The sequence below is a fragment of the Janthinobacterium rivuli genome (genome assembly GCF_009208735.1).
Taxonomy (GTDB): domain Bacteria; phylum Pseudomonadota; class Gammaproteobacteria; order Burkholderiales; family Burkholderiaceae_D; genus Janthinobacterium.
The window spans coordinates 150,626-176,139 of the sequence record NZ_WFLJ01000017.1 but is presented as its reverse complement, the minus strand read 5'-3'; the positions used below and the strand labels follow the sequence as shown (position 1 = coordinate 176,139).

26 protein-coding genes are annotated in these 25,514 nt (G+C 64.6%); 13 read left to right on the top strand and 13 right to left on the bottom strand.

Annotated elements, in window-relative coordinates; translation table 11 throughout:
* Positions 1 to 213: 213 nt before the first annotated feature.
* The 6 genes from GCN78_RS22080 to GCN78_RS22055 all read right to left on the bottom strand — a co-directional run bounded on the left by GCN78_RS22080 (position 214) and on the right by GCN78_RS22055 (position 8,290).
* A complete protein-coding gene (locus tag GCN78_RS22080) occupies positions 214 to 3,915 on the bottom strand; it encodes a tubulin-like doman-containing protein (RefSeq protein ID WP_152253615.1) in 3,702 nt (1,233 codons plus the stop codon).
* 36 nt (positions 3,916 to 3,951) lie between these two features.
* Complete coding sequence (locus tag GCN78_RS22075) at positions 3,952 to 4,401, bottom strand: hypothetical protein (RefSeq protein ID WP_152253614.1); 450 nt, start codon at positions 4,399 to 4,401, stop codon at positions 3,952 to 3,954.
* Between the two features lie 44 nt (positions 4,402 to 4,445).
* A complete protein-coding gene (locus GCN78_RS22070) occupies positions 4,446 to 5,915 on the bottom strand; it encodes a hypothetical protein (protein WP_152253613.1) in 1,470 nt (489 codons plus the stop codon).
* Positions 5,912 to 7,345 (bottom strand): hypothetical protein, encoded by a 1,434-nt coding sequence (locus tag GCN78_RS22065; RefSeq protein WP_152253612.1) that lies wholly within the window; start codon positions 7,343 to 7,345, stop codon positions 5,912 to 5,914. Before GCN78_RS22065 ends, GCN78_RS22070 begins: the two co-directional genes overlap by 4 nt.
* Before the next feature lie 178 nt (positions 7,346 to 7,523).
* Entirely contained in the window at positions 7,524 to 8,006 is a 483-nt protein-coding gene (rfaE2, locus tag GCN78_RS22060) for a D-glycero-beta-D-manno-heptose 1-phosphate adenylyltransferase (RefSeq protein ID WP_152253611.1), read from the bottom strand.
* Positions 8,007 to 8,050: 44 nt separating this feature from the next.
* Complete coding sequence (locus GCN78_RS22055) at positions 8,051 to 8,290, bottom strand: DUF3717 domain-containing protein (RefSeq protein ID WP_152253610.1); 240 nt, start codon at positions 8,288 to 8,290, stop codon at positions 8,051 to 8,053.
* A gap of 134 nt (positions 8,291 to 8,424) precedes the next feature.
* Here GCN78_RS22055 and GCN78_RS22050 point away from each other — a divergent pair, with 134 nt between their 5' ends.
* From GCN78_RS22050 to GCN78_RS22015, 8 genes are all read left to right on the top strand, one after another.
* Positions 8,425 to 9,363 (top strand): hydrogen peroxide-inducible genes activator, encoded by a 939-nt coding sequence (locus GCN78_RS22050; protein ID WP_152253609.1) that lies wholly within the window; start codon positions 8,425 to 8,427, stop codon positions 9,361 to 9,363.
* 77 nt (positions 9,364 to 9,440) lie between these two features.
* On the top strand, positions 9,441 to 10,295 hold the full coding sequence (gene ubiA / locus GCN78_RS22045) for a 4-hydroxybenzoate octaprenyltransferase (RefSeq protein ID WP_152253608.1): 855 nt from the start codon (positions 9,441 to 9,443) through the stop codon (positions 10,293 to 10,295).
* 108 nt (positions 10,296 to 10,403) lie between these two features.
* Positions 10,404 to 10,760, top strand: coding sequence for an ElaB/YgaM/YqjD family protein (locus tag GCN78_RS22040; protein ID WP_152253607.1), 357 nt, complete (start codon positions 10,404 to 10,406; stop codon positions 10,758 to 10,760).
* Between the two features lie 47 nt (positions 10,761 to 10,807).
* The gene (locus GCN78_RS22035; protein WP_152253606.1) at positions 10,808 to 11,194 is read left to right on the top strand and encodes a phage holin family protein; all 387 of its coding nucleotides are present in this window, start codon (positions 10,808 to 10,810) and stop codon (positions 11,192 to 11,194) included.
* Positions 11,191 to 11,538 (top strand): hypothetical protein, encoded by a 348-nt coding sequence (locus GCN78_RS22030; protein ID WP_152253605.1) that lies wholly within the window; start codon positions 11,191 to 11,193, stop codon positions 11,536 to 11,538. Before GCN78_RS22035 ends, GCN78_RS22030 begins: the two co-directional genes overlap by 4 nt.
* 89 nt (positions 11,539 to 11,627) lie before the next feature.
* On the top strand, positions 11,628 to 12,185 hold the full coding sequence (locus GCN78_RS22025; protein ID WP_152253604.1) for a DUF3455 domain-containing protein: 558 nt from the start codon (positions 11,628 to 11,630) through the stop codon (positions 12,183 to 12,185).
* A 216-nt stretch (positions 12,186 to 12,401) separates the two neighbouring features.
* Positions 12,402 to 12,968, top strand: a complete 567-nt coding sequence (locus tag GCN78_RS22020) for a sigma-70 family RNA polymerase sigma factor (protein ID WP_152253603.1) — start codon at positions 12,402 to 12,404, stop codon at positions 12,966 to 12,968.
* A complete protein-coding gene (locus tag GCN78_RS22015) occupies positions 12,965 to 13,681 on the top strand; it encodes an anti-sigma factor (RefSeq protein ID WP_152253602.1) in 717 nt (238 codons plus the stop codon). The genes GCN78_RS22020 and GCN78_RS22015 overlap by 4 nt, the downstream gene beginning before the upstream one ends.
* A 12-nt stretch (positions 13,682 to 13,693) precedes the next feature.
* On the opposite strand, the gene proC is transcribed toward GCN78_RS22015, so the two are convergent.
* Together proC and GCN78_RS22005 are read right to left on the bottom strand one after the other, a co-directional pair.
* Positions 13,694 to 14,524 (bottom strand): pyrroline-5-carboxylate reductase, encoded by an 831-nt coding sequence (proC, locus tag GCN78_RS22010; protein WP_152253601.1) that lies wholly within the window; start codon positions 14,522 to 14,524, stop codon positions 13,694 to 13,696.
* 16 nt (positions 14,525 to 14,540) lie between these two features.
* A complete protein-coding gene (locus tag GCN78_RS22005; protein ID WP_152253600.1) occupies positions 14,541 to 15,242 on the bottom strand; it encodes a YggS family pyridoxal phosphate-dependent enzyme in 702 nt (233 codons plus the stop codon).
* 70 nt (positions 15,243 to 15,312) lie between these two features.
* On the opposite strand from GCN78_RS22005, the gene GCN78_RS22000 reads away from it, so the two are divergent.
* The 4 genes from GCN78_RS22000 to GCN78_RS21985 all read left to right on the top strand — a co-directional run bounded on the left by GCN78_RS22000 (position 15,313) and on the right by GCN78_RS21985 (position 20,282).
* Positions 15,313 to 16,356 (top strand): type IV pilus twitching motility protein PilT, encoded by a 1,044-nt coding sequence (locus tag GCN78_RS22000; protein WP_152253599.1) that lies wholly within the window; start codon positions 15,313 to 15,315, stop codon positions 16,354 to 16,356.
* Positions 16,357 to 16,359: 3 nt separating this feature from the next.
* Positions 16,360 to 17,499 (top strand): PilT/PilU family type 4a pilus ATPase, encoded by a 1,140-nt coding sequence (locus tag GCN78_RS21995; protein WP_193316822.1) that lies wholly within the window; start codon positions 16,360 to 16,362, stop codon positions 17,497 to 17,499.
* Between the two features lies 1 nt (position 17,500).
* Positions 17,501 to 17,986, top strand: a complete 486-nt coding sequence (locus GCN78_RS21990) for a glutathione peroxidase (protein WP_152253598.1) — start codon at positions 17,501 to 17,503, stop codon at positions 17,984 to 17,986.
* A 190-nt stretch (positions 17,987 to 18,176) separates the two neighbouring features.
* On the top strand, positions 18,177 to 20,282 hold the full coding sequence (locus GCN78_RS21985; RefSeq protein WP_226939769.1) for a putative bifunctional diguanylate cyclase/phosphodiesterase: 2,106 nt from the start codon (positions 18,177 to 18,179) through the stop codon (positions 20,280 to 20,282).
* Here the strand turns inward: GCN78_RS21985 and glcF are convergent.
* Genes glcF through GCN78_RS21970 form a run of 3 tightly spaced genes read right to left on the bottom strand, consistent with a single transcriptional unit; the run spans position 20,275 to position 24,085 of the window.
* Entirely contained in the window at positions 20,275 to 21,504 is a 1,230-nt protein-coding gene (gene glcF, locus GCN78_RS21980; RefSeq protein ID WP_152253596.1) for a glycolate oxidase subunit GlcF, read from the bottom strand. The genes GCN78_RS21985 and glcF overlap by 8 nt on opposite strands.
* A 4-nt stretch (positions 21,505 to 21,508) precedes the next feature.
* On the bottom strand, positions 21,509 to 22,567 hold the full coding sequence (gene glcE, locus GCN78_RS21975; protein WP_152253595.1) for a glycolate oxidase subunit GlcE: 1,059 nt from the start codon (positions 22,565 to 22,567) through the stop codon (positions 21,509 to 21,511).
* Between the two features lie 27 nt (positions 22,568 to 22,594).
* Positions 22,595 to 24,085 (bottom strand): FAD-linked oxidase C-terminal domain-containing protein, encoded by a 1,491-nt coding sequence (locus tag GCN78_RS21970; protein WP_152253594.1) that lies wholly within the window; start codon positions 24,083 to 24,085, stop codon positions 22,595 to 22,597.
* A gap of 150 nt (positions 24,086 to 24,235) precedes the next feature.
* On the opposite strand from GCN78_RS21970, the gene GCN78_RS21965 reads away from it, so the two are divergent.
* Positions 24,236 to 24,790 (top strand): cob(I)yrinic acid a,c-diamide adenosyltransferase, encoded by a 555-nt coding sequence (locus GCN78_RS21965; RefSeq protein WP_152253593.1) that lies wholly within the window; start codon positions 24,236 to 24,238, stop codon positions 24,788 to 24,790.
* 55 nt (positions 24,791 to 24,845) lie between these two features.
* On the opposite strand, the gene GCN78_RS21960 is transcribed toward GCN78_RS21965, so the two are convergent.
* On the bottom strand, positions 24,846 to 25,037 hold the full coding sequence (locus GCN78_RS21960) for a hypothetical protein (protein WP_152253592.1): 192 nt from the start codon (positions 25,035 to 25,037) through the stop codon (positions 24,846 to 24,848).
* Positions 25,038 to 25,111: 74 nt separating this feature from the next.
* The gene (locus GCN78_RS21955; protein ID WP_226939768.1) at positions 25,112 to 25,477 is read right to left on the bottom strand and encodes a glutaredoxin family protein; all 366 of its coding nucleotides are present in this window, start codon (positions 25,475 to 25,477) and stop codon (positions 25,112 to 25,114) included.
* Positions 25,478 to 25,514: the final 37 nt, after the last annotated feature.

The window sequence follows — 25,514 nt, the reverse complement described above, 5'->3', positions numbered from 1 at the left end:
GGCTTGGGCGCAGGTGGCGGCGCTACTGGCGCAGGCCTCGGCGCGGACGCGGCCGGCAACGGCGGCGGCACGGCCGCGGCTGGCCGGGCAGCGCCAGCCTGCGCCTGCCCGCAGTACGGGCAATGGCTGACAACGGTCCACAGGCCCGTCTTGCATTTGTTGCAGATATCCAAAACTAATCCTTCATTCCAACGTCATTCCAGCATTCCGGCACTAACCCAGGGGCGGCGGCATCAACGGTGGCGGCGCGCTGAGGAACAAGGGCGCCAGTTCGGGGAACTGGGCCAGGTCGACCCAGGCCGGCAAGCCGGCGCGCCACACCTTGGTGGTGCCGGGTACGACCTGCCCCGCCTGCACGTACTGCACGACCTGCTGGGCCGTGAACGGCCCCTGCTGCTGGCCGTTAATGCCCAGGAAATACTGGTATTCCACCAGGGGCGGCGGCATGCCGCCCAGCGGTGGCGGCGCCATGCCGAACGCGGGTGCCGCCGGGGCGGCCGCCGCGGCAGCCGGGCGCAGCAATTGCTCGAGGCGCCCCGCTTCCAGCATTTCCCCCTTGATCGCGTATTTCAAACGGGGCTGGCCGTCCGCTTCCGGCTCGCGCACTTCCCAGTCGTAGGCGTCGCCGTCGGAGTCGCCGATGACGTTCGCCCACTCCTTCAACCGTCCCAGCAAGGCTTGCACCGTGCGGTCGAGCTCATCGCTGGCCATGCCCTTGCGGCGCGCCGACTCGCGCAGGCGCGCGCCCAGTTCGGCGGAAATGGCGCTGCCAAAACCGACGTACGGCAGCTGCGAACCATCGGCCTGCGCCACCAGCTTGGGCGCATACACCGTGCGTTCATAGTATTTTGCCAGCGCCGCCATGGCGGCCGTCTGCACGGCGTCAAGCGCCGTCAATTTTTCCTCGATGCGCAGGGCGATATTCTTCTCGTACGAGGCCGGCATGCCGTTCTGGCGGATGGCCCGCTCATTGCCGATGCGACGCAAGTCGCCCGGCTCGACGGCAAACTGGTACTGGCCCGGCGGCACGACTCGGCCCGTGTGGCGCGTCAGCACGCCCAGCATGATCGCTTGCAGGAATTCGCCGAAGTCTTCCGCCAGGCGCTTCATCTCGTCCGTGTTCGGCGCGATCGGGTGCGTGAATTGCGTCGGATCGATATGCGTGTGGGTCGGCGCCTTGTCATTGTCGCCTTCCTTGCGGTAGCTGGTGCGCCAGCCTTCCAGGCCGCGCAGCACCGTCATCGGCACGCCGGCCAGCTCGCAATAGCAGACGGCGCGCCCGCGGATGCCCGTCTCGACGATTTCCAGCTGGCTCACCGTGATGCCCACCTGGGTCGGCACGCACGATTCAAGCTCGGCGCCGAATTTCGCCTTGAAGGCGGCCGCGTTGGCCACGCCGATCACGCACTTGAACTGGTCCGACACGACCGTGAAGTCGCCCGCCATGTTGGCGTCGATCCATGGCATGGAGCAGGCCAGCAGCTTGCGGAAGCGGTCCAGGCGTTCGGACACATCCATCTGTTCCAGCGCCTCGAACAGGGGATCGGGCGTGCTCGTCGCGCCTTCCATCAAGCCCGCCGTGGCGATCATGTTCTCGGCCATGCGCGTCACCTTGGCCAGGATCACGCCCCGCTGCGCCGGTTCGCCCAACATGGGGAACAGCGCTTTCGAGCCGCCCATGTCCTTGAACGCTTCGTCGGCCCACTGGCGCAAAGTGGCCGCCGATGGCAGCGCGATGTCTTTTTCCGTGACGGGAATGACGATCAGGGTCGCGTGTTCCTTGTCCAGGTCCTTTTGCAGGATGGTATTGGCCGTTTTCAATTCGGCCAGCATGGCCAGCACGCCGTCGCGGCCCGATTGCAGCTCGCCCACCAGGCCATTCCACTGCGCGCGGCCTTGCGCATCGACGCCGACCCGGTTGCCCAGCCAGCGCGACAGCTCGCCCAGCAGGATGACGGACTCGTCCGCCGCCTTGGCGCGCAGGTGGAATTTCAGCGCATTCGCCATTTCCGTGCGCAGGTGATCCATCACCACGCCCGCCTGCTTTTCACCATTGCTGAGGAAGCCGAAGGTGCTGCGCGTCTGCTCCAGGTTGTTCAGCAGGCGCTCGTATTCGCGCGAACGCACGGCTTCCTTGATTTCGCGGTAACGCTCGGCATTGTTACCGATCTGCGCCGTCAAGCCGCTGCCCGGCGCCTCGATGCGGTCCTTGATCTGTTCCACCAGCGACAGCACGTATTCCAGGCCGCCGAATTCCTTGTTGTCCAGGTAGCCATACAGCTGGTCGCGCACGACTTTCTTGACGTCTTCCAGCACTTCGCGGCGGCGCTTGCTGATGCGGTCTTCCGTCGTGTCGGCCGTGGAATCCTGGTCGCGCACGGCATCGCGCTCCAGGTGCTTCATGGCATCGCGCACCTGCGCCGGCCATTCGCTGCGGTCGAAACCCGTGCGGATATCGTTGATGCGCGTGTTGACGCGGTTTTCCACGCCGGCCAGCAAGTGGCCGTGGCGGTCTTCCAGCAATTCATCGACGACGCGGAAATCGATGAAGTCGCCACTGGAGCGCTTCAGTTCGATGCTCTTGTCGGAAAACTCGGGGAAATCGCTGAACGGCGTGCCCTTCAGGAACATATTAGCCGCGAGGAAGTTATCACGCTGCGTATCCGTGGCGCGGTTGGCGCCCGCATCCGTGCCGCCCACGCCGAAGAACGCCTGCAGCATGGCGCCGGCCCAGCGGTGGGCCCGCTCGTCGCGCGCCGCTTCCTGGCGCGTATCGAGCACGGCCATGCCGAACGAGGAGAAACGTTTCGAGAAATACAGGCGCATGTCGCCGAAGCGGTCTTGCGGCACGGGCGCGTTGTACAGCGAGTTCTTGTGCTGCGCCTGGTTGACGGCGATCGAGCGCTTGGCGCGGGCGAAGTCGGCGGAGGCGAAATCCTCGAACAGCGAATCGGCCACCATGTGGTAGACGTCGCTGACATCCTTGGTGTGCTGCTGGGCCAGGTTGCCCGAATCGATCAGGTACACCTCGCTGTACGGCTCGCGCGTCAGTTCCGGGCGGTCATACGCATCCCAGCGGCCCACATAGCCCTTGTTGCCCATCATGGCCGATTCCAGCTCCATCAGCGCCGCATAGCCGTTGGCCTCGACCCGGTCCTTGTTGGCCTTGGTGTAGCCGGTTGGCAAGAACAGCATCAGCTCGACGTCGGCCGCGCCCACTTCGCTGCGCGCCAGCCAGCGCGCCAGCAAGCCCATGTCGAGGAAGGAGCCGGAACCCGTGCCGCCCGCCACGGAACCGACGATGACGATGCGGAAACGGTTCGTTTCCATGCGCAAGCCCAGTTCGGCCAGCTGGCGCTCGTGCGACAGGCCCGCCTTCAAGGCTTTCAACTTCAAGCGGATCTTGTCGCGGATCTTCGCGTACTTGTCGAAGAAATACAGGCGCGACACGGCGCGGATCTGGCCGGCGCCGCTGCTCATATCGAAACGCAATTCGCGGATGCGCTGCGGCGTCAGCGGCAGCCATTCCTTGATGTGCGGATATTTTTCCAAGGAATCTTCATCACGGCTGTACTTGTCCATGTCGAACGATTCGACCACCTTGTCATCGTCCGTGAACTTCACCTGGTCGAACTGCAAGTCCTTCGCCTGCGACTCGCCGCTTTCGATCACGGCGCCATTGTCCAGGTCGAAATGGATGAATTGCGCGATGGGAAAGTCGGCCAGGCCCTCGATGCGCGTGCGGTTGCCCGCGCCGCCCCACAGGGTATTGAGGATGCGCCGGCGCACGCGCATCAGCACCTGCATGCCCGTGCCGCCGATGCCGATGAACAGGGTCGGGCGCAGTTCGATGATCTTGTCCTGCTTGCGCTCGCTGGCGCCGCCGGTGATGGTTTGGTTCAGGTTCTCTGCCATGGTGATTCCTTCGATGATGCGTGCAACGGCGTGTTCTTAGCGGCGGCTGGAAGTAAAGGTCAACAACAGGGCAACCAGGCCCACCAGCACCAGCGGGCCCATGAACAATGGCGCGAGGAATTTATGCGCGTTCACGGCGGCCAGCACGACACCCGTCGCCAGGCTGGCCAGGAAGATGAACAGCCACCAGCCCGAGGCATTGGCCTTGTTCGGCGGCACGCGCTTGGCCACCAGGCCATTCGCGTAGGCATTCTTGGCAAAGAAAAAGGCGATGAAAAGCAGCAACAGCACCACGCCGCCGACCAGGGTGTCGCGCGACGAGGTATCGGTCGTGCCGGCGGCGTCAAACGCGGGCGCCGCTTCGGTCGTTGCGGTGGCGGCGCTGGCCGCGGCGGCAGCGTCCGCGGCGGGCGGCGCCGATGCCGGGGCCGTTACCGGGGCCGGCAAAGTGAAACCTGTGTTGTCTTTTGGAGTGTCTTGCGCCATGGTATGCCTCTGATGGGTTTGAATAGTTTAAAAAAAAATACTTGTCAGGCCAGGCTCAAGGCATGGCCTTCGGCCACGCGCACGACGGACGGCTTGCCCAGGCCACGCTTGAGTTCGCCAATGTCGCGGCCGTCATCGTCGCGGATCTGCACGCTCTTGAACGGCTTCAACAACACTTGCCGCTGCACGCCGTCGGCCATTACCTTGTAGCGCGTGGCGCGCGTGCTGACCAGGCCCAGCACCAGCACTCCCAGCACCAGCGCCAGCACGCCGCCCAGTATCACCAGCACGGGCAGCAGCGGATACTGTATGCGCACCAGCAACGGTATCGTCGCCTGCGACGCGCGCACGCTGTCGGGCGGCGTGAACATGCCTGAAATCGGGTCGCCAGGGAACAGTTCCTGCAAATCCTTGCCAAAGCTGGACGCCAGTGCCAGCCGCTGTTCCGACAAGCCCACCTGCGCCCGCATCGGCAGCAGCACCTGCTTGCCCATGGCGGCGATCGCCTGCGCCGACCACGGCGACGGGATCTGCGCCATCGGCAGCGCGAACTGTACCTGCACGGACTGGCTGGCGCCCGGCTGCAGCTGGCGGATCTGATCCGGCGCCACGTGCAGGGGCGCGTTCTGCCCGGCCAGGCTGGCGTGCACCTTGGCGCTGTCGATCACGTACGGGAAAAACATGTTTTGCAAGGATGCCTGCAGCACCACTTGCGGCACCAGCTTGGCCGCATCGACGTCGAGCACGATGGTGCGCCCGTCGCGGCCCAGGCTGGCGTGCACATTGGCGCTGTTCTTGACGGACTGGGGCACGATGCGCACGGCATCCTGGTCCACCGGTTTCAAGCGCGCGGGCGGGCGCGTCAGCACTTGCGACAGCCGCCCTTCGGCCAGGATGCGGTTCAAAGCCTCGGAGGCCGGCTGGCCATACGCGAGCGCATACACCATCAAGCCCTTGGCGCTGTACAGCTTGCCCTGCACGGGCATGCGCAACGGAAACACCACCGTCTTGGTGATCGACGGCTCCAGGTGCAGCAAGCGGTAAAAGTCGCGGTTGCGCTCGGCCGTCTGGCTGTCGTTGTTGGGGCTGTTCTTGTTATTGGTAAATATCCACACGATGCCGGACGCGGACTGGAACGGGCCCGTGATGGTTTTGGTCACGGCTTCCTGGAAGTCCGTGTCGGCCAGCGCGCCGCCCGCGCTCTTGCGCGCCAGGCCGAGACTGGCCAGCTGGCCCGCCACGCCGGCGCCGCCCTGCCCTTGGCCGATCAGCGCGGGCGACACATTGCTGCCGCTGCTCTGGCTGAAGGCCAGCGTATAGACTTTGTCGGACGGGCTCGTGGCAGCCTGCGCCACGGCGCCCACCAGGGCTTTCAGCTGCGAATGCTCATCCGTGTAGAACGGCTCCATCCAACCCGAGTTTTGCACGAGAAAAGCTTGCTGGATGCCGGCTGCCTGCACGCCGGCCGCACTGAGCAAGGCGGCGCAGGCCGCGATCAGGACGCGCGCTTTCATGCCTGCAAGGCCCAGCCATCGATGCGCGACAGCAGCGGGTGATACGCCCACAGCGTGCCTTCGTGCACGAACAAGCGCAGGCGCCACGGCTCGCTGACGGCGAAAGTGTGAAACACGGTTTCGCGCAACTCGTCGTCCTGCACCAGCTGCGCCGCCAGACGCTCGTTCGAGCGCAGCACGCTCGACAGGCCGGCGCTGGTGGCGAACTTCACGCCGAAGACGCTGTTGCCAGCATTCGATTCGAGCAGCGGCATGACGGCCTGGTTCTTGCCGCCATCGTCGCCGTGTTCCGGCTCTTCCCACGGCGCCGTTTTCAGCTTGGTGGCGAAGCGGTAATTGAAGCTGCCCGAACACAGGCGCGGGGCCAGCGCGTCGGCCCGTTCGGACTGCGCGCCCAGTTTCACGTAGACATAGGTGCCGCGGCTGCGCTCGAAGCACAGCTGCCACAGTCCCCCATCGCGCGACACGTACGGGCTGCCGAATTCGAAGTGCGGCACCAGTCCTTCGGGCCACGGCGTAAACGAGGCGGCCACGTTGCCGTCCGGCTGCAGCTGCAAGCGCAGCTGGCCGTTGGCGCAAGGCCAGACGGCCATGCGGTTGTAGGCGACGGGTGCGCTGACGGCGCCCAGCTCAACCAGGCCGTCGAGCAGCACGTCGCTGCCCGGCTTTTGCGCGGCGTCCAGGTTGACGAAGCGGATGCGGCCATCGTCGTCGCGCAGGGGCGCCCACAGGCGGTTCTGGAACCAGACGGGCGCGGCCGCGCACGGCGCGCCGCCCACGTGCTCGACCACGTAGGTCAGCGAAGGCACATCGGGACGGATGCAGGCCAGGCCGTGGCTGGTCGGCAAGACCAGCACGCTATTGAACTCCGGCACCAGCTCGGCGCGCCAGGCGCCGTGGGCCAGGTCCGATTCGGCCAGCAAGCTGCCATAGTCGGGGTCCAGCGTCAGCCAGCGTTTCGAGGCGGGCAGCCAGGCGTGCAAGACGGCCTTGCGCGGATCGAGCGCCAGCAGCGCGGGCGCGCTGGTGCCGAAGCGGGCGGAAAAGAATTCGTATTCGCCGGGCGGCGGCATGGGCAGCGAGGCATCGGCCTGCGCATGCTCTTCACGCGCGCGCTGGTCGGCCAGTTTCAGGGGCACGCTGGCCTGGCGCAAGCCGGCCGGGCCGGCCGGCGGCACGTCGCTGACGGGGTAGGCGCCGTAGGGCGGCACCCAGGGCGGCGTGACGGAAGTGTCGGGCGGCACTTGCAAGGCCGCGCCAGACGCGGGGTCGAACGCGAATTCGGGCGGCAACTCCCGCACGGGCGCGCCTGCGGCTGCGGGCAGGCGCCGCGCGAGCATCAGCTTGCCGATATCGGCATGGCTCACCAAGGGCGAGACGTTCTGGCCGTCCGCGCTGCGCTGCATGGTCCACGCGCCCTCGTCATCCACATGCCAGACGCCGGAAGGCAGTGGCCAATCCCCAGAAGTTTTATGATCCATTTATTTTCTATGACTAGCAATGCATATCAGACGGTGTAACGCGCTGGGGCTGACGCAACGAAGTCGCAGCCCTGGCAGTTCTCATAGTAACGTCTTTTTATCTGTATGGAAACATTGACGACGTTCCTCAGCCCTGCTGCGTCCGCACTTTCGTCAACAACTTGGTGGTCGAGCGGTCATGCTCGAAATCGATGGCCACGGCCTGGCCGCCATATGCCAGCACGGCCTTGCCTTCGGGAATGGCCGACATGTCGTAGTCGCCGCCCTTGGCATAGATTTCCGGCTGGACTTCCTGCACCACTTCCAGGGCGCTGTCTTCCGAGAACGGCACGACCAGGCTCACCGCTTCCAGCGCGGCCAGCACGGCCATCCGGTCTTCGCAGTTGTTCAGGGGACGGTCGTCGCCCTTGCCCAGGCGTTTCACTGAGGCATCGGTATTCACGGCAACGATCAGCGAGGCGCCCAGCGCGCGCGCCTGCGCCAGATAGGTCACGTGGCCGCGGTGCAGGATGTCGAACACGCCGTTCGTCACCACCACCGGTTTCGGCAGCGCCGCGGCGCGGGCGCGCAGTTCGTCACGGCCGCACAGTTTGTTTTCAAAGTCAGGCATGGATATCTCTGGTTGGGTTAAATAGGGTCACGCCATGGTCGCACTCAGGCGTGGCTATCGCCTTGGATGCCGCCGGCATCCCGGCGCCAGGCGTCGATCAGGGCCACGACGGCCGGGTCCAGGGCCTCTTCGGCGATGTGATCTTGCCTGTAGTAAATCATCAGCGCATACACGCCGGCCAGGCGGCTGACGGGTAGCGACAGCGCATATTCATTGCCGCGCGCCGGTTGCCTGGCACGCCAGTAATTAATCGCCGCTTCCAGCGCCTGCATCCGCAGTTCCATCGCCCTCTCCTTCCGCCGCCCGGTCCCGCATTATAGGGGGCGATCCGCTACAATACGCCATCGGCGCCACAGTTTCACGTTTGCGCCACCTTTCATTCATTGCAAGTAAGTACTTCCTGTGTTCCAATCACCCTATGACACTGACTGAACTGAAATATATCGTTGCAGTCGCGCGAGCGAAGCACTTCGGCCATGCCGCCGAAGCCTGCTTCGTTGCCCAGCCCACCCTGTCAGTGGCCATCAAGAAACTCGAAGACGAATTGGGCGTGGTCCTGTTCGAACGGGGCGGCGCGGAAATCTCCGTCACGCCCCTGGGCGCGCAGATCATCGCGCAAGCCGAACGCGTGCTGGAACAGACGGCCGCCATCAAGGAACTCGCCAAGCAAAACAAGGACCCGCTGGCCGGCCCCCTGCGCCTGGGCGTGATCTACACGATCGGCCCCTACCTGCTGCCGCCCCTGGTCAAGGCCATGATAGACCAGGTACCGCAAATGCCCTTGATCTTGCAGGAAAACTTCACGGTTCGCCTGCTCGAATTGCTGCGCCAGGGCGAACTGGACGTGGCCATCATGGCCCTGCCCCTGCCCGAACACGGCATGGCCATGCAGGAACTGTATGACGAACCGTTCGTCGTCGCCATGCCGCGCCACCATCCATGGACGGCGCGCGCAAAAATCGCCGCGCAAGACCTGAAATCGGAAACCATGCTGCTGCTGGGCAACGGCCACTGCTTCCGCGATCAGGTACTGGAAGTGTGCCCCGAAATGGCGCGTTTTTCTTCGCCCGGCAATGGCATGCAACGCACGTTTGAAGGTTCCTCGCTGGAAACCATCCGCCACATGGTGGCCAGCGGCATCGGCCTGACGGTCTTGCCGCGCGCCTCCGTCGCCAATATGCACGCCACCGACGGCATGCTCGCATACCGGCCCTTCGCCGACCCCGTGCCGTCGCGCCGGGTGGTGATGCTGTGGCGCAAGAGTTTTACGCGCAAGGCCGCCATCGACGCCCTGTGCGCGGCCATCGCCAGCTGCAACTTGCCCGGGATTACGCAGCTCTGCGACGACGAAGACTAGCGCCCCAGGCGCAAAATAGTACATTGACATACTATTTGCGATAATCGACCTTTCTCTTCAACAAGATCGAGTCTTCCATGAACAAGCTGGCGCTGTATTTCCGCCTGATACGGCTGGACAAGCCTATCGGTACCGTATTGCTGCTGTGGCCTACCCTGTGCGCGCTATGGCTGGCGCAGCAGGGCGTGCCGGACTGGCGGCTGCTGCTCATCTTTACCCTCGGCACTTTCCTGATGCGTTCGGCAGGCTGCGCCATCAACGACTACGCCGACCAGGATATCGACAAGTTCGTCAAGCGCACGGCGGACCGTCCCATCACCAGCGGACGCATCAGTGGCAAGGAAGCGCTGGCCGTGGCCGGCGTGCTCACCGTGCTGGCCTTTTGCCTGATCCTGCCCCTGAATGCGCTGACCAAGCAATTGTCGGTGGCCGCCGTCATCATCGCCGGCACCTATCCCTACTTCAAGCGCTTCTTTGCCATCCCGCAAGCGTATCTGGGCATCGCCTTCGGCTTCGGCATCCCCATGGGCTTTGCGGCCATCACGGATACCGTGCCCGTCGTCGCCTGGCTGCTGCTGGTGGGCAATGTCTTCTGGGCCGTCGCCTACGACACGGAATACGCGATGGTCGACCGCGACGACGACTTAAAAATCGGCATCAAGACGTCGGCCATCACCTTTGGCCGCTACGACGTGGCCATCGTCATGGCCTGCTATGCCGTTTTCCTGCTGCTGTGGCTGGCATGCGGCTGGTACCTGGGCTTGCGTTACTGGTACGTCGCGGGCTTGCTGGTGGCGGCCGGCTGCGCCGTTTACCACTACACCCTGATCCGCGCACGCGAGCGGATGCCGTGTTTTGCGGCATTCCGGCATAATAACTGGCTAGGAGCAGCGGTGTTTGCGGGCGTGGTGCTGGACTTTGCGTTCCGTTAAGCAATGATTCTTGCGCCCCAGCAGCCCTTGAGGCGGCGCAAGACCAGCCTGGCCGCAGCTGCCTACACTGGTATTTCACTGTGCAGTTTCACTTCCATGAGGTAATACATGAGCTCGATACATACCGGAAAATCCAGCAGCGACAACCTCCTCGCCGACGCCGACAAGGCCCGCGACAAACTGGTCGGCGACTTGAAAACCGTCATCAATGAAGCGGAAGGCTGGCTCGATGGCGCCAAGGATCAGACGGGCGAGAGTGTCAAGGCCGTCAAGGACAAGTTCATCGCCACCCTGGAAACGGCCAAGAAAGACTTGATCAAGCTGGAAGAGGACTTGCTCGAACGCACCAAGAAGGCGGCCAAGGCCACCGACGAATACGTGCAGGACAATCCCTGGAAAGCCGTGGGCGCGGGCGCCGTCGTTGGCGTGCTGTTCGGCCTGCTGCTTTCCTCGTCACGCCGCTAGGTAGCACCGACGGCGCAAGCCGTCTCCCCTGACGCGAAAGGCAGCATATGGCTATCGTGCACCATGTCGCCCAAGTCGCAGCGACCCTCGCCGCCATCGTCCAGACCCGTCTGGCCCTGGCGGCCGTGGAAATGGAAGAAGAGTCGCTGCGCTTCCTGTCCTATCTGGCGCTGGCCATGCTGGCACTGCTGTGCCTGTTTGTCGGCCTGGTCTTGATCGTGTTCCTCGTCATCGTGCTGTTCTGGGACACGCACCGCATCGCCGCCATCGCCATCACGGCCGCCGTCTTCATCGCCGCCGCCATCGCCACCCTGCTGGGCGTGCGCGCCAGCTTCCGCAGCAAGCCGAAACTGCTGTCCTTCACACTTTCCGAGCTGAACAAAGACCTGGACGAGCTGCAATTGCTGGCCCGCCGGGGAGCGGAGCGGCCATGACCACGCATCCCACCAAGTTGTCGCATGTCCACACGGCCGCCAGCCTGGCGCAGCGGCGCGACGCGCTGCTGGCCGAATGCGCGCTGCAGCGCCTGGCCCTGGGCGTGCAGACGCGCCAGTTGCTGGAACCTTTGACGGGCGGCAATCTGCGCCACACCCTGGCCACGCGTTTTAAAATTCCCCTGATGCTAGGGGGCGCCGTGCTGGGCCTGCTGCTCGTGCGCCCGCGCCGCGTCCTGCCCCTGTTGCGGGCCAGCGGCGCGCTGCTCAAGCACGCGACGACCGCCCTGCCCGTCGTGCTGGCGCTGGCGCGGCGGTTCAGCAGGAAAGACACGCCGCCGTAAACTATTTTTTTCTGGCTGCATCCAAATGGCAGGCCCATGCGTAGTAATGGTATCAACCAGCCGGTTGAGCCAACTACCAGGAGTTCGCCATGCTTGCCACCATCGCCCCACGCCATACCGCCCCTACACTCACCGTGCTGTGCGCCGCCCTGCTCGTGGCCGCCTGTGCCCCCATGAGCGCCCGCTATTCGCAGGAACAATTGCCGAACGCCGTCAAGGTGCCCGATGGCCATCGAGTCGCCATGCAGACGGTGGGCGTGGGCAAGATCGCCTACGAATGCAAGGCGAAAAAAGACATGACGGGCCATGAATGGGTCTTCGTGGGCCCTGACGCGGCCTTGAACGACCGCAGCGGCATGCAGGTCGGCACCTATGTCGGCCCACCCGCCACCTGGGCCAATCTGGACGGCTCGAAAGTGACGGCGACGCAGGTGGCCGTGGCACCGGCCGGCGCGGGCAACATCCCGTATCAGCTGGTGAAAGCCAACCCGGCCACGGGCCGCGGCGCCATGCAGGGCGTCAGCTACATCCAGCGCGTGGCCACCAGCGGCGGCGTGGCGCCAAGCAGCCCCTGCGGCATGGAAAGCATCGGCGCCAAACAGTGGGTGCCCTACCAGGCCGACTACATCTTCTGGAAAGCCGCGTAACGACACCTATCAAAACCTGCTGCGCGTCGGGATAGGCGGCCTGCGATGCTCACCGTACTAGAGTACGGTTGCGCTTCTTAGCCACCTCTCCCTTCCGCTCGCGACGGTTTTGTTAGGCGTTGTGAAACAGGAAAACAACGGTTGGCAAGCGGGTTTCTGGCCTATACTTGGCATGAAAAACTTGCTAACCGTTCATCCTTGACGATTGCGCCAACCTTGCCAGCCCAAGCCGCCCCCTACGATTACGATGCCGCCCTGCGCGCCTGCGCCCGGGGCGAGCAGCAGGCATTGCACGGCCTGTACCAGCAGGAAAGCCGCTACCTGCTCGGTGTGGCCCTGCGCATCGTCCGCCAGCGGGCGCTGGCCGAAGACGTGCTGCACGACGCCTTCCTGAACATCTGGCGCCGCGCCGGCAGCTTCGACGCCACGCGCGGCAGCGGCAAGGGCTGGATCTATGTGGTGGTGCGGCACCAGGCGCTGAACGTGGCGCGCGCCCGCGCCCATGAAATATCGGCCGACGAGGATACCGTGGAAACCCTGCTGCACCAACGCCAAGGCGACGATGCCGACGCCACCTCGGACGCCTACGCCCTTCAGGCGAACATGGGCAAGCTGCACGATTGCCTCGGCCACCTGGACGAATCCAAGCGCAACAGCATCCTGTACGCCTATGTCGATGGCTGTTCCCACAGTGAAATCGCGCAGCGCCTGCAAGCGCCACTGGGAACCGTCAAGGCATGGGTCAAGCGTGGCCTGGCCGCCTTGCGGGAGTGCATGGGATGATCAATAGCGACGAGGAATTGCAGCGGCTGGCCAGCGAATACGTGCTCGGTACCCTGGCGCTGGCCAAGCGTACGGAAGTGGAACAGCGCTTGCCGCGCGACGCCGCCTTGCGCGATGCCGTCGATGCCTGGGAACGGCGTCTGCTGCCCTTGACGACGCTGGCGCCAGCAGAAACGCCGTCCGCGCAACTGTGGCCGCGCATCAGCGCCAGCCTGTTGACGCCTTCGGCCGTGCGACAGGCGGGCGGCTGGCGGGCATGGTGGAACAGCCTGGCCTTCTGGCGGGTGCTGGCCGGTGGCGGCTTGGCGGCCACGGCCGCGCTGGCTGTGCTCGTTGCCGTGCAGCTGCAAGCGCCAAGCGGACCCGGCTACCTGGTGGTGCTGGTGGCGCCGCAGGATAAATCGCCGGGGTGGATCGTGCAGGCGGGTGGACGCGGCGGCAAGAACCGCGACCTGAGCCTGATCCCGCTGGGGCCGACGGCCGTGCCGCAACAAAAAGCCCTGCAATTCTGGACCAAGGGCAAGGATTGGGGCGCGCCTGTCTCGCTGGGCCTGGTCAAGCCGGGGCAGAGCCTCAAGCTGACCCTGGACAAGCTGCCGCCGCTGCAGCCGGAGCAGCTGTTTGAAATCACGCTGGAACCGGCAACGGGCTCGCCCACGGGCCGGCCGACGGGGCCGATTTTATACATCGGCCGCGCCGTCAAGGTGATCTAACTACTCACCCACTTATTTACCTAATTCATCCCCCATCTCGCGCCCGCGCTGCGCGGCCGCCTTGATGCCCTTGACGATGGCCGCCTTGACGCCGCTCTCTTCCATGCTGGTGAGCGCCGCATACGTCGTGCCGCCTTTCGACGTGACCCGCTCGCGCAGCAAGGACACGGGTTCGCTGGAGTTCGCCGCCAGCTGCGCCGCGCCCGTAAACGTGGCGATGGCCAGCTGCGTGCCCTGCTCCGGCGTCAAGCCCAGCTCGGCGGCGGCCTGCTGCATCGCTTCGATAAAGTAAAACACGTAGGCGGGACCGCTGCCGGACACGGCCGTCACAGGGTCGATCTTGGCTTCGTCAGCCAGCCAGACGGTCTGGCCGACGGCGCGCAGGATGGCATCCGCCATCTTTTTCTGTTCTTCGCTGACGCCGCCGCTGGCCACCATGCCCGTGATGCCCATGCCGATCAGGGCCGGCGTGTTCGGCATGCAGCGCACGATGGCCGGGTAATCGCCGAGCCAGCGCGACAGGTCCGCCGCGCGGATGCCGGCCGCGATCGACAGGATCAATGGCGCGCGCTCCCCGTCGAGGAAGGGCAGCAATTGCGCCGCCACGTCGCGCATGCTTTGCGGTTTCACTGCCAACACGATCACGTCCACGCCGCGCAGCGCGTCGCCGGCAGCAAGCGCCGTGGTGACGCCGAATTGCGCCTGCAGTTTTTCCAGCGCGGGCGCGTGCGGGTCGATCACGTGGATGTTGCCGCCCAGGGTCAGCTTGCCCGCCAGGCCGGCGATCAGGGCGGCCGCCATGTTGCCGCCGCCCACAAAGGCGATATTCAATTCTGTCGTCATGCTTGTTCTCTCTTCATCAGGAATAGTTGCGGGAACCGAAGATGGCGCTGCCCACGCGCACGATGGTGGCGCCTTCCAGCACGGCGGCGCGCAAGTCGGCCGACATGCCCATCGACAGGGTATCGAGCGCCAGGCCGTCCGCCTTCAATTGGTCGTACAGCGCGCGCAATTGCGCAAAAGCCCGGCGCTGGAGGGCGACATCCGTTTCCGGCTCGGGAATGGCCATCAGGCCGCGCAGGCGCAGACGGGGCAGCCGCGCCACGGCATGCGCCAGCGCCGGCAATTCGGCGGGCGTCACACCGCTCTTGCTGGCTTCGCCGCTGATATTGACTTGCAGACAGATATTCAGGTCCGGCAAGCCGGCCGGACGCTGCTCGGACAGGCGCGCGGCGATCTTTTCCCGTTCCACCGTATGCACCCAGTCAAAATGTTCGGCGATGGGGCGCGTCTTGTTGCTCTGGATGGGGCCGATGAAGTGCCAGGCCAGCGCATGCTCCGGCGCGGCCGCCTTCACCGCTGCGATCTTGTCGAGCGCTTCCTGCAGATAATTTTCGCCAAACGCCGCCTGGCCAGCGCGCACGGCCGCCAGCACGGCGTCCGCGCCGAAGGTTTTCGAGACGGCCAGCAGGGTCACGTCACCAGGGGCGCGCCGCGCCTCCAGGGCCGCCTGCGCAATACTGTCGCGCACGGCTTGCAAGTTCTGTTCGATTGTGGACATAATCATTTTCTAGTGTATAGGGGCGGCGGCACGGTGCGCCAGCCCATCAATGCAGGCACAGGGATTATAAATGGACATCTCCGAACTACTCGCTTTCTCCGTCAGCAACAAGGCTTCCGACCTGCACCTGTCTTCCGGCCTGCCGCCGATGATACGGGTCAACGGCGACGTGCGCCGCCTGAACGTGGCGCCGCTCGAGCACAAGGAAGTGCACAGCATGATCTACGACATCATGAACGACAGCCAGCGCAAGGCGTATGAAGAAGCGCTGGAATGCGATTTCTCGTTCGAGATTCCCGGCCTGGCCCGCTTCCGCGTCAACGCCTACAACCAGGAGCGCGGTGCCTCGGCCGTGCTGCGCACGATTCCCTCAAAAGTGCTGACCCTGGAAGACCTCAACGCGCCGCGCATCTTCGGCGAGCTGGCCATGCGCCCGCGGGGACTCGTGCTGGTGACGGGGCCGACGGGTTCGGGCAAGTCGACCACCCTGGCGGCCATGGTGAACCACGTCAACGAGCGGCAGAACCACCACATTCTGACCATCGAAGACCCGATCGAGTTCGTGCATGAACCGAAGAAATGCCTGATCAACCAGCGCGAGGTGGGTTCGCACACGCATTCGTTCAGCAACGCGCTGCGCTCGGCCCTGCGCGAAGACCCGGACGTCATCCTCGTGGGCGAATTGCGCGACCTGGAAACCATCCGCCTGGCGCTGACGGCGGCCGAGACGGGCCACCTCGTGTTCGGCACCCTGCACACCTCGTCGGCGGCGAAATCGATCGACCGCATCATCGACGTCTTCCCCGCCGAGGAAAAGGAAATGGTGCGTGCCATGCTGTCCGAATCCTTGCAAGCCGTCATTTCGCAGAACTTGCTGAAAACCAAGGACGGCGCGGGCCGCGTGGCCGCGCATGAAATCATGCTGGCCACGCCGGCCGTGCGCAACCTGATCCGCGAAGCGAAAGTGGCGCAAATGTATTCGGCCATCCAGACGGGCAGCAACGTGGGCATGCAGACGCTGGACCAGTGCCTCGCCGACCTGGTGCGGCGCGGCACCATCTCGGCGGAAACGGCCCGCTCGGCCGCCAAGTCGCCTGAAAACTTCCCCGGATAAGCGATGCAGACGACGCACGAACACTATGGCGCCATGCACGCGCTGCTGGCGCAGATGCGCGCACAAGCCGGCTCCGACCTGTTCATCACGGCCGGCTTTCCCGCCGCCATCAAGCTCGACGGCAAGCTGACGCCGCTGGCGGGCGGCGCGCTCACCGCGCAGCAGGCGGCCGGCTACGTGCGCGCCGTCATGAACGCGCGCCAGGCGGCCGAGTTCGAGTCCAGCCGCGAAGCCAATTTCGCCATCAGCCCGGAAGGACTCGGGCGTTTCCGCGTGTCCGCCTTCGTGCAGATGGGCCAGGCAGGCATGGTCTTGCGATTGATCAATACCGCCATCCCCACCCTGGAGGGACTCGGTTTGCCCGCCATCCTGCAAGACATCGTGATGAGCAAGCGCGGCCTCGTCATCATGGTGGGCGCCACGGGCTGCGGCAAGTCGACCACCCTGGCGGCCATGCTGGGCCACCGCAACGCGCACAGCCATGGCCACATCATCACCATCGAAGACCCCGTGGAATTCATCCATCCGCACGGCAACTGCATCGTCACCCAGCGCGAAGTGGGCGTCGATACGGACGACTGGGCCACGGCCCTGAAAAACACCCTGCGCCAGGCGCCCGACGTGATACAGATCGGTGAAATCCGCGACCGCGACACCATGGACCACGCCATCGCATTCGCCGAGACGGGCCATCTGTGCCTGGCCACCCTGCACGCGAACAACGCCAACCAGGCGCTGGACCGCATCATCAATTTCTTCCCCGAAGAGCGGCGCCAGCAGTTGCTGATGGATCTGTCGCTGAATTTGAAGGGCATGATTTCGCAGCGGCTGATCCCCAACAAGGAAGGCGGCGGGCGCAAGGCGGCGCTGGAAATCCTGCTCAACTCGCCGCTGATGAGCGACCTGATCTTCAAGGGCCAGGTGCACGAGATCAAGGAATTGATGAAGAAGTCGCGCGAGCATGGCATGCAAACCTTCGACCAGGCCCTGTTCGACCTGCACGAAGCGGGCGCCATCAGCCATGAAGACGCGCTGCGCAATGCGGACTCCGTCAACGACCTGCGCCTGACGATCAAACTCAAGGGCGCAATGACGCCGGAACCGGCCCCGCAAACGGGCGCCACCAAACTGGGACTCCTCTGACATGACCAGCATCCACGATTTCCAGGCCGAGGCGCTCGATGGCACGCCGATCGACCTGGCGCGCTACAAAGGCAAGGTACTGCTGATCGTCAACACGGCCAGCGCCTGCGGTTTCACGCCGCAATACCAGGGGCTCGAAGCGCTGTACCGCGAATTCCACGACCAGGGCCTGGTCGTGCTGGGTTTTCCCTGCAATCAATTCCGCCAGCAGGAACCGGGGTCGAACGCGGAGATCGGCGCCTTTTGCGAAAAAAACTTCGGCGTCACCTTTCCCCTGTTTGCCAAGATCGACGTGAATGGCCCGCATACCCATCCCGTATTTGCGCAATTAAAACAGGCGGCGCCCGGCATATTGGGCACGCAGTCGATCAAATGGAATTTCACCAAGTTTTTGGTGCGCAAGGATGGCAGCGTGTTTCGCCGCTACGCGACGGCCAGCAAGCCGGCCAGCCTGGCGGCCGACATTCGGCAATTGCTACAGGAATAGCGATTCAACGATTTGATTAAAAACAGTAATCGCTGAAATCAAGCTATCCGCATTTATTTCATGCTTGATATCAATATTGTGTTTCCAATAGCAAATTTCGGTGATAATGTTTGCATAATTATTCGCAGATATCGATCAAAAAACGATGCCAGTCTTTGGGAAAATATTATCTTCATGGATGCGGATGGGCATGTACTCCCGCCTCTTCATTCCTATTTTCTTCCTGATACTCGCCGTTTCCGCCGTTCGCTATCACGCCTTGCTCGGTACGGAGACGGCGCTGGCCAATGCGCGCTACCAGAGCGATGCGCGGCAACTCGACCTGTTCCTGGCCAATAGCGTGCTGCCGCTGGCCGTGCATGCGGACCGGCTGGCGGTGCACGACAGCGTGCGGCAAGTGCTGCGCAGCGCCCTGCCGCTGAACCGCAGCCTCGCCTCCGCGCGCTGGGACACGGCCGGCGGGCATGTCGAGGTGCTGGCCGACGGCAGGCTGGCCGATACCCTGGCCGACGGAGCGCCGGCCTGGTTCGCGCGCCTGACCGGCATCACGTCCATCCGCAGCCGCCTGACCGTGGCGCTGCCGGACGGCGGCGACGGCATCCTCGACCTGCACTACACGCCCGGCCTGCCCCTGGCGCAGGTGTGGCACAGGGTGCGCGAGCAGGCCGTTCTCAGCACCATCAATATCGTGCTGGTCTTCCTCCTGCTGGGCTTGATCCTGGCGTCGCACCGCAAGCTGCTGGCGCGCTTCGTGCACGCGACCGACCGCTTCCGCGAAGGCAACTTTGCCGTGCGCCTGGCCGCCGGCGCCACGCCCGAAGCGCTAGCCGTGTCGCAGTCGTTCAACGGCATGGCCGGCGATATCGAACAATTGTTGAACTCGTTGAAGACCAGCCAGCGCCAGCTGGGCGAACAGCTGAACGAAACCGTGCACATGCAGCAGGCGCTGCAAAAGCTGTCGTGGCAAAACTATAATGACGTGCTGACGGGCTTACCCAACCGTGCCGCGCTGGCCGCCCGCTTCGAACAGGAACTGTTCCTCGCGCGCGAACGCCAGCGCCTGCTGGCCGTGTGCCTGTTTGACCTCGATCACTTCCAGGCCATCAACGACCGCTACGGCGCCGAGGTGGGCGATGAAATCCTCAAGCAGGTGGCCGGCCGCCTGCACGGTTTTACGGGCCAGATCCATTACGCGGCACGCCTGGGCGGCGATGAATTCGTCATGCTGCTGTGCGGCCAGGCCAGCATCGCCAGCATCGAACAGAACATCACGCAATTGATGCAGGAACTGAGCCGCCCCTACCAGTGCGACCAGCAGGCGCTGCACATGACGGCCAGCGTCGGCATCGCCGTCTACGCGGGCAAGGACTTGAATACGGAAAGCCTGCTGCGCCACGCCGACCACGCCGTCTACCAGGCGAAACTGACGGGGCGCAACCAGTATCACTTCTTCGACACCAACCTCGATGAAGAAGTGCGCACCCACCACAACCAGCGCACGGAAGTGCGCCAGGCCCTGATCAACGGCGAACTGCGGCTGTACTACCAGCCCAAGGTGAACATGCGCGCCGGCACGGTGGTGGGCATGGAGGCGCTGTTGCGCTGGCAGCATCCGCGCCGCGGCGTACTGGCGCCGGCGCAATTCCTGCCGCTGGTGGAACAGACGGATCTGATCATCAACATCGGCGAATGGGTGCTGCGCCAGGCCCTGTGGCAGATGCAGCGCTGGAGCGCGGCAGGCAAGCATTGGGTGGTCAGCGTGAATATCGCGGCGCGCCACTTCCAGCAACCCGACTTCGTCTCGCGCCTGGAAAGCATCCTCGGCGAATTTCCCGGCGTGCGCGCCAGCATGCTGGAACTGGAAATCCTCGAATCGTCGGCGCTGCACGACATCGAGGACGTGCGCCGCATCATCCGCGCCTGCCAGGCGCTGGGCATCACGTTCGCGCTCGACGATTTCGGCACCGGCTACTCGTCGATGTCCTATTTAAAACGCCTGCCGGCGAACATCGTCAAGATCGACCAGAGCTTCGTGCGCAACATGCTCAACGACCGCGACGACCTGCACCTGGTGCGCGCCGTCATCGGCCTGGCCCGTTCCTTCAGCCTGACGGTGATCGCCGAAGGCGTGGAAAGCGTCGAACATGGCGCGCGCCTGATCCAGCTGGGCTGCGACCTGGCGCAAGGCTACGGCATCGCCCGCCCCATGCCGGCCGACGCCGTGCTGGAGTGGGCGAACAATTTTTTGCCGGCGCCGCAGTGGCGCATCGCGCAATACAGCGAAGTGCCTATTTGACGGATATCAAGGCCGAGTCGATCAGCTCGATCCAGTGCCGCACGGGCGTCTGCGTACCCGACTGCAGGTGGCTCAGGCAGCCGATATTGGCCGACACGATCATCTCCGGCTCGCACGCTTCCAGGTTCGCCACCTTGTTGTCGCGCAGCTGCTGCGACAGCGCCGGTTGCAGGATCGAATACGTGCCCGCCGAACCGCAGCACAAATGGCTGTCGGCGCACAGGCGCACGTCGACGCCGACGGCGCGCAGCACCTGCTCCACCTTGCCACGGATCTGCTGGCCGTGCTGCAGGGTGCACGGCGGGTGATACGCCACCCGTTTGCCGATGCGCCCTTTCAGCTGCGCCACCAGCTCGTTTTCAAACGCCGGCATGATCTCGGACAGATCGCGCGTCAGTGCGGCGATGCGCCGCGCCTTCTCCGCATAGCGGGCGTCGTGCGCCAGCAGGTGGCCATATTCCTTCACCGTGGCGCCGCAGCCGGACGCCGTCATGACGATGGCCTCGGCGCTCTCCACATAAGGCCACCAGGCGTCGATATTGCGGCGCATGTCGTCCAGCGCCGCTTCCTGGTCGTTCAGGTGATGGCGCAGCGCGCCGCAGCAGCCGGCCTTCGGCGCGATGATCAGCTGCACGCCCAGGGCGTCCAACACACGCGCCGTGGCCGCGTTGATGTTCGGCGACATGGCCGGCTGCGCGCAGCCGTCGAGCAGCAGCATGGTACGCGCATGCTGGCGCGCGGGCCATGCGCCGGCGGCGGCGCCCGGGCGCAATTTGTCCTGCAAGCCTTTCGACAGCAGCGGCCGCAGCGCCTGTCCCGCCTTGTACACGGGCGTAAACAGCCAGCGGCGCGGCAAGGCTTCCTTCAGGGCGAAGCGCAGCGCCCGTTCGCGCAAGGGGCGCTGCACGCGCTGCTCGACGACGTTGCGACCGATGTCGACCAGGCGCCCGTACTGCACCCCCGAGGGACAGGTCGATTCGCAATTGCGGCAGGTCAGGCAGCGGTCCAGGTGCGTCTGCGTCTTGGCCGTGACGGGCGCGCCTTCGAGCACTTGCTTGATCAGGTAGATGCGTCCGCGCGGGCCATCGAGTTCATCGCCCAGCAGCTGGTAGGTGGGACAGGTGGCCGTGCAAAAGCCGCAATGCACGCAGGCGCGCAGGATGGCTTCGGCTTCGTCGCCTGCCGGCGTATTCTTGATGAAATCGGCGAGATTGGTTTGCATGCGCTCAAGTCATTCTATGCGGGTTGAAGATGCCGGCCGGGTCGAAAGCGTGCCGCAGGCGCTGGTGGATTTTTGCAACAGCCGGCGCCAGCGGATGAAACACGCCCACGGCCTTGTCGCCGCCGCGGAACAGGGTGGCGTGGCCGCCCGAGGCAGCCACGGCCTGGCGGATGTGCCGGGCGCCATCCGCGTCGGCGTCGCCATCGAGCTTGAGCCAGCGCTGCGCCCCGCCCCATTCGATCAGCTGGCGTCCTTTCAGGATCATGGCGCTGGCGTGCGGCGGCAGCGACAGGCGCCACAGGCTGCCCGCGCCGGCAAAGAAAGCGTGCGTTTGTTCGCGCACCGACAGCCAGAAGGCGACCGCGTCTTCGGCTGCCAGCACGTCGCCGCCCAGCGTGCGCAGCGCCGCCGACACGGCCGCCTCGGCGCCGGACAGGCGCACCGTCAAGACGCCGTCATGCCAGCAGCTGGCCGAAATCGGCAGCGGCTTGCCCGCCCATTCATTGAGCATGCGCAAGGCGGCGATTTCCGCGCATTCCAGGCGCAAGCTCGCTTCGCGCAGCGGCAGGGGCAGCACCTTCAGCGACACTTCCAGGATCAGGCCCAGGGTGCCCAGGGAGCCGGCCAGCAGGCGCGAGACATCGTAGCCGGCCACGTTTTTCATCACCTGCCCGCCGAAGGCCAGGCGCTCGCCATGGCCATCCATCAGCACGGCGCCCAGCACGAAATCACGCAGCGCGCCCGCGCTGGCCCGGCGCGGCCCTGACAGCGCGCTGGCGACGACGCCGCCCACCGTGGCGCCGGGGCCGAAGTGCGGCGGCTCGAACGCCAGCATCTGGTTGCGCGCAGCCAGCGCCGCCTCGATCTCGGCCAGCGGCGTGCCGCAGCGGGCCGTGATCACCAGTTCCGTCGGTTCATAGTCGATGATGCCCGCATACGCGCGCGTGTCGAACACCTCGCCATCGAGCCGCTGGCCATACCAGTCTTTCGTGCCGCCGCCGCGCAGGCGCAAGGGCTTGCCCGCCGCGCTGGCGGCCAGTATCTGCTGCCTGAATTGTTCCATGATCGCTTGCAAGGGAGTCTCCGGCGGTTAAAAACGGGGCAGGTTGGCGAACGGCAGACGCCCCGCCGTCACATGCATCTTGCCGAATTCGGCGCAGCGGTTCAAGGTGGGAATCGCCTTGTCCGGGTTGAGCAAGGCGTGGGGATCGAAGGCGCGCTTGACGGCAAAGAAGGCATCGAGTTCGGCGCGCGTAAATTGCACGCACATGGAATTGATCTTTTCCATGCCCACGCCATGTTCGCCCGTGATGGTGCCGCCGACGGCCACGCACAGGGCCAGGATGTCGGCGCCGAATGCTTCGGCGCGCTCGAATTCGCCGGGCATGTTGGCGTCGAACAGGATCAGCGGGTGCAGATTGCCGTCGCCCGCGTGGAACACATTCGCGCAGCGCAAGCCATGCGTCGTTTCCATGCCGGCGATGCCGGTCAAGACCTCCGCCAGTTTTTTTCGCGGGATGGTGCCGTCCATGCAATAGTAGTCAGGCGAGATGCGCCCGGCGGCGGGAAAGGCGTTCTTGCGGCCGGACCAGAACTTCATGCGCTCCGCCTCCGACTGCGACACGGCGATGGCGCTGGCGCCCGCCCCTTCCAGCACGGCCGTCATGCGGGCGATTTCCTCTTCCACTTCCTCGTGCGTGCCGTCCGCTTCGCACAGCAAGATGGCGGCCGCGTCGATGTCGTAGCCGGCCTTGACGAACGGTTCGACCATGCGCGACGAGGTCTGGTCCATCATTTCCAGTCCGGCCGGGATGATGCCGGCGGCGATCACGTTGGCCACCGCATTGCCGCCCGTGACGACGTCGTCAAAGGACGCCATGATGACACGCGCCGTGGCCGGTTTCGGTATCAGTTTCACCGTCACTTCCGTGACGATGCCCAGCATGCCTTCGGAGCCGATGAAGACGGCCAGCAGGTCGAGGCCGGGCGAATCGAGGCATTCGCCGCCCAGTTCCAGCACGTCGCCATCGATGGTGACGACCCGCACGCGCAGCACGTTGTGCACGGTCAGTCCGTATTTCAGGCAATGCACGCCGCCCGAGTTTTCCGCCACGTTGCCGCCGATGCTGCAGGCGATCTGCGACGAGGGGTCGGGCGCGTAGTACAGCGCGTAGGGCGCCGCCGCTTCGGAAATGGCCAGGTTGCGCACGCCCGGCTGCACCACGGCCGTGCGCGCATACGCATCGAGGCGCACGATGCGGTTCAGGCGCGCCGTCGACAGCACCACGCCGTCGGCGATGGGCAAGGCGCCGCCCGACAGCCCCGTGCCCGCGCCGCGCGGCACGATCGGCACGCCAAGTTCGCGGCAGACGCCGAGGATGGCGATGACCTGTTCTTCCGTGTCCGGCAAGGTCACCACCATCGGCAACTGGCGGTAGGCGGCCAGGCCATCGCATTCATACGGGCGCGTATCTTCGGCATCGGACAGCACGCAGCGGGCCGGCAGCACGGCCAGCAGGGCCGCGACGACGGCTTGCTGGCGCGCGGCGGTCAATCCGGATTCAGGGGCGGCATTGAGCATAAGATTGGGGGCAAGAGGCATGGGCGTGCAACGATTGTAAGCACAAAAGTGGCGCGCACCGCATTTTTTGTCCGATTTGCCCGCAAATCCGCGGCCAGGCGGCGCACAGTGTCGTATGCTGCCCCCATTCTTCTTTACAGGATCGACATCATGGGCAACCGACTTTCGAAAATCGCCACGCGCACGGGCGACAATGGCAGCACCGGCCTGGGCGACGGCAGCCGCACCAGCAAGGACAATGTCCGCATCCACGCCATGGGCGACGTGGACGAACTGAACTCGCATATCGGCTTGCTGCTGTGCGAAGCCATGCCCGACGCCTTGCGCGAGGAATTGGTGGCCATCCAGCACGACCTGTTCGACCTGGGTGGAGAAATCTGCATCCCCGGCTATCAGCTGATCAAGGAAGAGCACGTGCTGCGCCTCGACGATCTGCTGGCGAAATACAATGCGGACTTGCCCGCCTTGAGTGAATTCATCCTGCCGGCCGGCTCGCGCGCCGCCTCGCAGGCGCATGTGTGCCGCACCGTATGCCGCCGCGCCGAACGCAGCATCGTCGCGCTGGCCAATGCGGAACCCCTGCACGAACATCCGCGCCAGTACGTCAACCGCCTGTCGGACCTGCTGTTCGTGCTGTCGCGCGTGCTGAACCGGTTTGCCGGCGGCAGCGACGTACTGTGGCGGCATGACCGCACGCGGGGATAAGCCGCCTATGCCGGCCTGGCCAGCGTCCTGGCCAGCCGACAAACTTTATTGAATGCTAATCTTGCCCGCAGCGGTCATAGCACATCTGATGAATCTTGGTGCAGGCGCCTGGCGACCTCGGATGGTCGGTCATGCACTGCTCCAGCCCTTCATCGCATTGCGTATAGCATTCCGGCCCGCCGCCGGCGATCGCATATGAAGCGCTGACGCCCATGGCAAACAAAAAGAAACCCAGTTTTTTAAACATTGGCACTCCTTTGTTGAAATATCAGACGATGAGCAACATCCATGGCGCGCCGTCCCTTACGCGCCATCCGTGAGTCAGATTTTCTTCAGCGCCGCTTCCAGCGCGCCCGTATTGAAACCCTGGATCTTGCGGTTGCCGATCAACACCACGGGCACGCCACCGCCGCCGAGTTCTTCATGGGCTTTTCTCGCTTCCGGCGATTTCTCGATATCGAGATCGACGAAGTCGATCTTGTTCTCCTTGAAATACGCGCGCGTCTTGGCGCAATAGCCGCACCAGTCCGTGCCGTACAGCACCACTTTCGCCTGGGCATTCGGGAAATACGCGGCGTAATTGCCCTCGGTGTAATTCGACTTGAGCAAGCCGGGCAACAAGGACAGGCCATAACCGCTGCCCAGGCCGGCGGCCAGGATCAAGCCATACATGGCGATGGTTTTCATTTTTTTCTGCATCATAGGTATCAGAGACGTAGATGAT